Annotated in this window: 8 protein-coding genes; 5 read left to right on the top strand and 3 right to left on the bottom strand. The window is 71.1% G+C overall.

The window, feature by feature from the left end:
• From AB8A24_RS39335 to AB8A24_RS39325, 3 genes are all read left to right on the top strand, one after another.
• On the top strand, positions 1 to 224 hold a 224-nt coding region (locus AB8A24_RS39335), incomplete at its 5' end, for an adenosylcobinamide-GDP ribazoletransferase (RefSeq protein ID WP_369478883.1).
• A gap of 34 nt (positions 225 to 258) precedes the next feature.
• On the top strand, positions 259 to 987 hold the full coding sequence (locus AB8A24_RS39330; RefSeq protein ID WP_328963645.1) for a response regulator transcription factor: 729 nt from the start codon (positions 259 to 261) through the stop codon (positions 985 to 987).
• Positions 988 to 1,123: 136 nt separating this feature from the next.
• Positions 1,124 to 4,264, top strand: coding sequence for an efflux RND transporter permease subunit (locus AB8A24_RS39325; RefSeq protein ID WP_328963646.1), 3,141 nt, complete (start codon positions 1,124 to 1,126; stop codon positions 4,262 to 4,264).
• Positions 4,265 to 4,340: 76 nt separating this feature from the next.
• On the opposite strand, the gene nadA is transcribed toward AB8A24_RS39325, so the two are convergent.
• The gene (gene nadA / locus AB8A24_RS39320) at positions 4,341 to 5,528 is read right to left on the bottom strand and encodes a quinolinate synthase NadA (RefSeq protein ID WP_030731114.1); all 1,188 of its coding nucleotides are present in this window, start codon (positions 5,526 to 5,528) and stop codon (positions 4,341 to 4,343) included.
• 292 nt (positions 5,529 to 5,820) lie between these two features.
• Between nadA and erpA the strand changes: the two genes are divergently transcribed.
• The gene (gene erpA / locus AB8A24_RS39315; protein WP_030010511.1) at positions 5,821 to 6,177 is read left to right on the top strand and encodes an iron-sulfur cluster insertion protein ErpA; all 357 of its coding nucleotides are present in this window, start codon (positions 5,821 to 5,823) and stop codon (positions 6,175 to 6,177) included.
• A gap of 120 nt (positions 6,178 to 6,297) precedes the next feature.
• Here the strand turns inward: erpA and AB8A24_RS39310 are convergent, their stop codons facing one another.
• Entirely contained in the window at positions 6,298 to 7,752 is a 1,455-nt protein-coding gene (locus AB8A24_RS39310; RefSeq protein ID WP_369478882.1) for a hypothetical protein, read from the bottom strand.
• A gap of 71 nt (positions 7,753 to 7,823) precedes the next feature.
• The gene (locus tag AB8A24_RS39305; protein ID WP_369478881.1) at positions 7,824 to 8,063 is read right to left on the bottom strand and encodes a hypothetical protein; all 240 of its coding nucleotides are present in this window, start codon (positions 8,061 to 8,063) and stop codon (positions 7,824 to 7,826) included.
• A 131-nt stretch (positions 8,064 to 8,194) separates the two neighbouring features.
• Here AB8A24_RS39305 and AB8A24_RS39300 point away from each other — a divergent pair, with 131 nt between their 5' ends.
• Positions 8,195 to 9,169 carry a carbohydrate kinase family protein gene (locus tag AB8A24_RS39300; protein ID WP_328963649.1) on the top strand — a complete coding sequence of 325 codons (975 nt, stop codon included), beginning with the start codon at positions 8,195 to 8,197 and terminating at the stop codon, positions 9,167 to 9,169.
• Positions 9,170 to 9,285: the final 116 nt, after the last annotated feature.

Genomic DNA, 9,285 nt, shown 5'->3' with positions numbered 1-9,285 from the left:
CCCTGATCGCCGCGCTCACCGTCGCCGCGGCCGCGGCCGCCGCCCTGCCCATGGGCCTGCCCGCCGCCGGCCGGAGCGCGGCCGCGGTCCTCGCCGCCCTGCTCGCCGCGCAGCTGCTGCTCCGCCGCTGCGTACGCCGCTTCGACGGGGTCACCGGCGACGTCTTCGGCGCCCTGGCCGAGGTCGCGGCGACCACCGCGCTGATCGTCCTCGCCCTCGGCTGAACGGGCGGCAGGCGCTCCCGCGTACCCTCACCCCGTGGACCACACTGCGACGGACCTGCCCTCCGCCGCGCCCGTCAGGGTGCTGCTCGTCGACGACCAGGCGCTGCTGCGCAGCGCCTTCAAGGTGCTCGTCGACTCCGAACCGGACATGGAAGTCGTCGGGGAGGCCTCCGACGGGGCCCAGGCCGTCGAACTGGCCCGCCGGACGCGCCCCGACGTCGTCCTCATGGACATCCGGATGCCCGGCACCGACGGGCTCGCCGCCACCCGCATGATCAGCGCGGACCCGGACCTCGCCGACGTGCGCGTGGTGATGCTGACGACCTTCGAGGTCGACGAGTACGTCGTCTCGGCCCTGCGGGCCGGCGCCTCCGGCTTCCTCGGCAAGGGCGCCGAGCCGGACGAACTGCTCAACGCCATCCGCGTCGCCGCGGCCGGCGACGCGCTGCTCTCCCCGGCCGCCACCAAAGGGCTCATCGCCACCTTCCTCGCCCAGGGCGGCGGCGCCGACCCCGCCACCGCCGCGGCCTCGGCCGGGTCGCACGCCCAGCGGCTCGCCGCACTGACCGTCCGGGAGCGCGAGGTCCTCGTACACGTGGCGGCGGGACTGTCGAACGACGGGATCGCCGGGCGGCTCGAGGTCAGCCCGCTGACCGTCAAGACCCACGTGAACCGGGCGATGGCCAAGCTCGGCGCCCGCGACCGGGCCCAATTGGTGGTTATTGCGTACGAATCAGGACTGGTCCGCCCGCGCGCGGAGTAGCACCGCCCCGTACGACGTACTCCAGACGCGGTATGCCGCACATAAGGACGGCACCTGCGAGCGACGAAACACGCCACCGCGGTGCGACAAGGTAGGGGTGCCCTCGCGTTCGCCACTGCAGAGAGATCTCATACCCATGTCCTGGCTGTCCCGCTTCAGCCTGGCCCAAAGGGCCCTGGTCGGCCTCGTGTCGATCGTGGCGCTCCTCTTCGGCGCCATAGCCATCCCGCAGCTCAAGCAGCAGCTGCTGCCCTCCATCGAATTGCCGATGGTGTCCGTGCTCGCGCCGTACCAGGGCGCCTCGCCCGACGTGGTCGAGAAGCAGGTCGTCGAACCGATCGAGGCCATGCTCAAGGGTGTCGACGGCCTCACCGGCATCACCTCCACCGCCAGCGAGGGCAACGCCCTCATCATGGCCACCTTCGACTACGGCGACAGCGGCACCAAGCAGCTCGTCGCCGACGTCCAGCAGGCCGTGAACCGGGCCCGCGTCCGGCTGCCCGCCGAGGTCGACCCGCAGGTCGTGGCCGGTTCCACCGACGACATCCCGACCGTCATCCTGGCCGTCACCTCCGACAAGGACCAGCAGGCGCTCGCCGACCAGCTGGAACGTTCCGTCGTCCCCGTCCTCTCGGACATCGAGGGCGTCGGCCAGGTCACCGTCGACGGAGTCCAGGACCTCCAGGTCACCGTCACCCCCGACAACGCCGAGCTCGCGGCCGCCGGCCTCGACGGCGGCAAGCTCGCCGAGGCCCTCCAGGCGGGCGGCGCGGCCGTCCCCGCCGGTTCCTTCGACGAGGCGGGCAAGAACCGCACCGTGCGCGTCGGCGGCGGCTACACCTCCCTCGCCCAGCTCGAGGAGCTGCGCCTGACCCCCGGCGCGGGCAAGCCGGCCGTCCGCCTCGCCGACGTCGCCACCGTGAAGCAGGAGCCGGCCAAGGCCGTCTCCATCACCCGCACCAACGGCAAGCCCAGCCTCGCCCTCGTCCTCACCATGGACAAGGACGGCAGCGCCGTCGCCATCTCCGACGCGGTCAAGGACAAGCTCCCCGAGCTGCGCACCACGCTCGGCGCCGGCGCCGACCTGACCGTCGTCAGCGACCAGGGCCCGGCCGTCGCCAAGTCCATCTCCAGCCTCACCACCGAGGGCATGCTCGGCCTGCTCTTCGCGGTGATCGTGATCCTGGTCTTCCTGGCCTCGCTGCGCTCGACGCTGGTCACGGCGGTCTCCATCCCGCTGTCCGTCGTCCTCGCGCTCATCGTGCTGTGGACCCAGGACCTGTCGCTCAACATGCTGACCCTGGGCGCGCTCACCATCGCCATCGGCCGCGTCGTCGACGACTCGATCGTGGTCCTGGAGAACATCAAGCGCCACCTCGGCTACGGCGAGGAGCGCGAGGCCGCGATCATCACCGCGGTCAAGGAGGTCGCCGGCGCGGTCACCTCCTCCACCCTCACCACCGTCGCCGTCTTCCTGCCGATCGGCCTCACCGACGGCATGATCGGCGAGCTCTTCGGCTCCTTCTCGCTCACCGTCACCGCGGCCCTGCTGGCCTCGCTGCTCGTCTCGCTGACGGTCGTACCGGTGCTCTCGTACTGGTTCCTGAGCGCACCCAAGGGCGTCGAGCCCGGCAACGCCGAGAGCGCGGCCAAGGCCCGCCGCGAGGCCGAGGAGAAGGAGGCGCGCAGCCGCCTCCAGCTCCTCTACGTCCGCGTCCTGGGCTTCGCCACCCGCCGCCGGCTCACCAGTGTGGCCATCGCGGTGGTCGTCCTCTTCGGCACCTTCGGGATGACCCCGCTGCTGAAGACCAACTTCTTCGACCAGGGCGAGCAGGAAGTCCTGACGGTCAAGCAGGAGCTCGCCCCCGGCACCTCGCTGGCCGCCTCCGACGAGGCGAGCCGCAAGGTCGAGCAGGTGCTGTCCTCGGTCGACGGCGTCAAGAGCTACCAGGTCACCGTCGGCTCCTCCGGCTTCCTCGCGGCCTTCGGCGGCGGTACGGGCTCCAACCAGGCCTCGTACCAGGTCAGCCTGAAGGACTCCGGCAAGGCGGACGCCGTCAAGAAGGGCATCGAGAGCAAGCTGGCCGCCCTCGACGGCATCGGCGAGACCCGCATCGTGGCGGGCGACGGCTTCGGCAGCCAGAACCTCAGCGTGGTCGTCAAGGCCGGTGACGGCAAGGTCCTCGCCGAGGCCGCCGAGCAGGTCCGCGTCGAGGTCGCCAAGCTCAAGAACGTCGCCGACGTGCAGAGCGACCTGTCCCAGTCCGTGCCCCGCATCTCCGTGACCGCCACGCCCAAGGCGGCCGAGGCCGGCCTGAACCAGGCCGCGCTCGGCGCGATCGTCGCGCAGGCCGTCCGGGGCAACCCGGCGGGCAAGGCCGTGCTCGACGACACCGAGCGGGACATCGTCATCAGGTCCGCGCAGCCGGCCACCACCCTGGCCGAACTGCAGGCGCTCCCGGTCGGCCCGGTCAAGCTCGGCGACATCGCCGAGGTCAAGGAGGTCCCCGGCCCGGTCGCGATGACCCGGATCGACGGCGCCCGCGCCGCCACCGTCACCGCACGGCCGCTCGGCGACAACACCGGCGCGGTCAGCGCCGAGCTGCAGACCAAGCTCAAGGCCCTGGACCTGCCGGAGGGTGCCACCGCCTCCATCGGCGGCGTCTCCGAGGACCAGGACGAGGCCTTCGGCTCGCTGGGCCTGGCCATGCTCGCGGCCATCGCGATCGTGTTCATGCTGCTGGTGGCGACCTTCCGGTCGCTGATCCAGCCGCTGATCCTGCTGGTCTCCATCCCGTTCGCGGCGACCGGCGCACTCGGCCTGCTCATCGCCACCGGCACCCCGATGGGCGTCCCGGCGATGATCGGCATGCTGATGCTCATCGGCATCGTGGTGACCAACGCGATCGTCCTGATCGACCTGGTCAACCAGTACCGCGCCCAGGGCCTGGGCGTCGTCGAGGCGGTCATCGAGGGCGGCCGGCACCGGCTGCGCCCGATCCTGATGACGGCCCTGGCGACGATCTTCGCGCTGCTCCCGATGGCGCTCGGCGTCACCGGCGAGGGCGGGTTCATCTCGCAGCCGCTCGCGGTCGTGGTGATCGGCGGCCTGGTCAGCTCCACCCTGCTGACGCTGCTGCTGGTGCCGACCCTCTACACGATGGTCGAGCTCCGCAAGGAGCGCCGCCGTGCCAAGCGCTCGGCGAAGCGCGAGGCCCGGCTGACGGTGGTCCCGGCCCCCGCCGCCTCGGAGGACGAGGTCCCGGCCAAGGCCTGACACCCGTCGCACGACAGCAGAAGGGCCGCTCCTCGATACGAGGGGCGGCCCTTCGGGCGTGTGCGGGGGAGGGCGGCTACGGGAGCGCCAGCATCCGCTCCAGCGCGAGCTTCGCGAAGCTCTCCGTCTCCTTGTCGACCTGGATCTGGTTGACGAGGTTGCCCTCGGCCAGGGACTCCAGGGTCCACACCAGGTGCGGGAGGTCGATGCGGTTCATCGTCGAGCAGAAGCAGACCGTCTTGTCGAGGAAGACGACTTCCTTGTCCTCGGCGGCGAATCGGTTCGCCAGGCGGCGGACCAGGTTCAGCTCGGTGCCGATGGCCCACTTGGAACCGGCCGGGGCCGCCTCCAGCGCCTTGATGATGTACTCCGTCGAGCCGACGTAGTCCGCGGCCGCCACGACCTCGTGCTTGCACTCGGGGTGGACCAGGACGTTCACGCCGGGGATCCGGGCGCGGACGTCGTTGACCGAGTCGACCGAGAACCGGCCGTGCACCGAGCAGTGCCCGCGCCACAGGATCATCTTGGCGTTCCGCAGCTGCTCGACGGTGAGGCCGCCGTTCGGCTTGTGCGGGTTGTAGAGCACGCAGTCGTCCAGGGACATGCCCATGTCGCGGACGGCGGTGTTGCGGCCCAGGTGCTGGTCCGGGAGGAAGAGGATCTTCTCGCCCTGCTCGAACGCCCACTCCAGGGCCTTCTTCGCGTTGGACGAGGTACAGATCGTGCCGCCGTGCTTGCCGGTGAAGGCCTTGATGTCGGCGGAGGAGTTCATGTACGAGACGGGCACCGTGGTGTCGGCGATGCCGGCCTCGGTCAGCACGTCCCAGCACTCCGCGACCTGCTCGGCGGTGGCCATGTCGGCCATCGAGCAGCCGGCGGCCAGGTCCGGCAGGACGACCTTCTGGTCGTCCGAGGTCAGGATGTCCGCGGACTCGGCCATGAAGTGCACGCCGCAGAAGACGATGTACTCGGCCTCCGGCTTGGCGGCCGCGTCCTTGGCCAGCTTGAAGGAGTCGCCGGTGACGTCCGCGAACTCGATGACCTCGTCACGCTGGTAGTGGTGGCCCAGGATGAAGACCTTGTCCCCGAGCTTTTCCTTGGCCGCGCGGGCACGCTCCACGAGGTTGGGGTCCGACGGCGACGGCAGGTCGCCGGGGCACTCCACCCCGCGCTCGCTCTTGGGGTCGGCCTCACGGCCGAGCAGCAGCAGGGCAAGGGGCGTCGGCTGGACGTCCAAGGGCTGGGCGGTGGTCACGACACGCACCCTTTCTGTTCTGCGACAAGGATTTCTGGATCATCGCTTCGACTTCTCGTCTACTTGACGCTATCTATCATAACCGCTTCACGTCAGTTTGACGATGCCGATAGTGTCAATGTGACGCATCAGCCCACGATTCGTCGGGCCCACCCCCTCGCGCGGTGTGCGAGCATGGAATATCTGAAACAAGCGTCGGGTCCCGGAATGAATCCGCGGTCCCGCTCGTTGCCACCGACGGCAAGAGTCCGACGTTTCCTCGCCTCCGGCGGGGAGCCGCCCACTTCGGGAGTGAATGCAGATGTCCGTACAGGACGACAAGACCACTGTGAGCGACGGCATCCTCCTGTCCGACGCCGCCGCCGAGAAGGTCAGGACCCTGCTGGAGCAGGAAGGCCGCGATGACCTGGCGCTCCGCGTCGCCGTCCAGCCCGGTGGCTGCTCCGGCCTGCGCTACCAGCTCTTCTTCGACGAGCGCTCCCTCGACGGCGACGTCGTGAAGGACTTCGACGGTGTGAAGGTCGTCACGGACCGGATGAGCTCCCCGTACCTCCACGGTGCCTCGATCGACTTCGTCGACACCATCGAGAAGCAGGGCTTCACGATCGACAACCCGAACGCCACGGGCTCCTGCGCCTGCGGCGACTCGTTCAGCTAAGCCTGGACACCCGCGTGACGAGGGCCCGCCCCCGGTCGAATCCGACCGGGGGCGGGCCCTCGTGTCATACCCGGCCCCGGACGCACCCGGGACCTCGTGCCGCGCCTACGGCGCCTGCGGCTACTGCCTGGGGAGCGGCTTGCCGGTGGTCGCGTCGACCACCTTGCGGTCACCCAGCGGCTGCTGCAGCGTCACCGACGAGGACATCTCCTCCGCCAGCATGATGCAGGCCTGACCCGGCTTCTTCGGCGTGTCCGTGATCTTCACCAGGATCGACTCCGCCTGCTCCCGCGCTTCCACGGCGTAGGTGCTGCACACGCTGCCCCAGAAGTTCACGGTCAGCTTCCGGTCGGCCTCCGCGTACGAGAATCCGGGCACGGTGCGACCGTCCTTCGGGCCGGGAGTGCTCTCCTGGGCCGCCGCCGCGGGCTGGACCACCGTGTGGCCCGGCGCGCCGCCCTGGCCCGCCACCTCGAAGAGCCACGCCGGCACCAGACCCTGCGCCCCGTTCACCGTGCCCGGAACCAGCCCGAGCACGGCCCCCTTCACCGTCTCCGTCCGCGGGGGCTTCATCGGCCGCGGCTCCGGGTTGCACGGCACCGTGTCCGTACCCGCCGCAGGGGTGTCCGCCGCCAGTGGGACCGCGCTCGCGCAGCCGCTGGGCTCCGGGTTGCCGCCGCCGCCCGACCTCGCGTTCAGCCGGGCCAGCGCCTCCACGGCCCCGACCACCGGCTGCTCGGCCGCCCGTACGGGGGCCTTCAGCTCCCCGTTGCCCCCCACCACCGAGCCGTCGGAACCCACGCTGACCTTCGTGGACCAGCCCTGCGTGGGCAGCCCGCCGGCCACCGGGTCGGGGGCCACCACCCGTACCGAACCCTGGTTCATCCGGGCGTCCTGCTGGGCGCCTTCCAACCCCGCGGCAGCCAGTACGGGGGCCGCGGCGGCCTTGGCGGCCTCCTCCGACACCGGCTTGCCCGTCTCGGCCCCACCGCCCGCGCTCCCGCCGCCGACATCGCGGGGGAGGGTGGCCGGGCCGCAGGTGTCCTTGCCGCGCACACAGTCGTCCCCGGCACCGCTGCCGCTGCCCGGCGCCTGGAAGCGGGCGAAGTTCCACGTCCCCGGCGCCGTACGGGTCACCGTGAGCCGGGGCCCGGAACCGTCGGCGGCCTCCCCGGCCAGCCACACGTCCCCGCTCAGCCGCGGCTCGCCCGGCAGACCCAGAGCCGCCGCGAGGCGGGCCACCTCCGCCGAGGTGACCTCGCCGGACAGGGCGTAGGTCGGGGCGTTCGCCGGGGCCTCCGGAAGCTTCACGTCGGCCCGGTAGACCACCCCCTCGCCGGACGGGTCGGGCTCCCCGGGCGCGATGCCCGGCCCCGAGGGATCTCCCGCGTCACGGGGCGCGGACGCCGCGCTGTCGGCCTTGCGGTGGCCCGACCCACCGTCGCCGTAGGCGGTCGACGCCCAGTACGCGGTACCGCCGCCCGCGAGCAGGACGGCCGCCGCGATCGAACCGACGGCCCAGGCGGGCCGCCGCCGTGTGCCGCGTGATGTGTCGTCGGGTTCTTCGCTGGTCACCGCATCGCTCCTTCACCGGTCCGTCGTACCTGATGCGGGTGTGACGGACCGGGAGCGCAACCGGTTCCCTCCTACTGATCCCCGTACACGGACGTGGCGGCGATCAGCCGCGCAGAGGCAGGCGGGACGCTGATCCCATGGATCTGCGAAGGGGCCACACGGACCGGTCGCGGCTCCGCCGGGACCGTCCAGTGCGGGGCCATCCGGGCGCAGTCACCGAGCAGACGGGCGAAACCGGGCTGCCGTGGGGCTTCCGCGCCGCGCTTGTCGGCGCTGTACTCGCAGTAGCCGAAACCGTCGGTATAGGTCATGGAGGCACCGTAGGCATCCGAACTCGCGCGAAGAAAGACCTACTAAGGGGTAGTTTCCGGGGTACTGCCAGAGGCCGCTTACCGGGTAGTTTTGACTGTCCCTCGCCGTCCTCAGCAGGAGCGTCCACGCCGTGCGCATCGCAGTCACCGGCTCCATCGCCACCGACCACCTCATGACCTTCCCCGGCCGTTTCGCCGACCAGCTGGTCGCGGACCAGCTGCACACGGTCTCCCTCTCCTTCCTCGTCGACAACCTCGACGTCCGTCGGGGAGGGGTCGGCCCGAACATCTGCTTCGGTATGGGGCAGCTCGGCAGCCGCCCGATCCTCGTCGGAGCCGCCGGCTCCGACTTCGACGAGTACCGCGCCTGGCTGGACCGGCACGGCGTCGACACCGAGTCCGTCCGGATCTCCGAGGTCCTGCACACCGCGCGCTTCGTGTGCACCACGGACTCCGACCACAACCAGATCGGCTCCTTCTACACGGGCGCGATGAGCGAGGCCCGCCTGATCGAGCTGAAGGCCGTCGCCGACCGGGTGGGCGGGCTCGACCTCGTCCTCATCGGCGCCGACGACCCCGAGGCGATGCTGCGTCACACGGAGGAGTGCCGCACGCGCGGGATCCCCTTCGCCGCGGACTTCTCGCAGCAGATCGCCCGGATGGACGGCGACAACATCCGCACCCTGATGGAGGGCGCGACCTTCCTCTTCTCCAACGAGTACGAGAAGGGCCTCATCGAGTCGAAGTCCGGCTGGACCGACGCGGAGATCCTCTCGAAGGTCGGTACCCGCGTGACCACGCTGGGCTCCAACGGCGTCCGGATCGAGCGCGTCGGTGAGGACCCGATCGTGGTCGGCTGCCCGGAGGAGACCGCGAAGGTCGACCCGACGGGTGTCGGCGACGCGTTCCGCGCCGGGTTCCTGACGGGTCTGGGTTGGGGCGTCGGCATGGAGCGCGCGGCGCAGCTGGGCTGCATGCTCGCGACGCTGGTCATCGAGACCCTGGGCACCCAGGAGTACGCGCTGGCCCGTGCCCACTTCATGGAGCGCTTCACGAAGGCCTACGGCGAGGAAGCCGCGGCAGAGGTCCGCGCCCACCTCGCCTGACGGCCGCAGCATCGCCCGGGCGGTGGGGGCCGGCCCCCGCCGCCCCTGGGGCTCCGCCCGGACCCGCGCCATGTTCGGCCTCGGCCGGCCGAACTCAGCCCCTCCGGCGTTTGAGG

It is taken from the genome of Streptomyces sp. BF23-19, assembly GCF_041106355.1.
Classification (GTDB): Bacteria; Actinomycetota; Actinomycetes; order Streptomycetales; family Streptomycetaceae; genus Streptomyces; species Streptomyces virginiae_A.
Note: the sequence above shows the minus strand (reverse complement) of the source record. Positions and strands in the feature narration are given on the sequence as shown.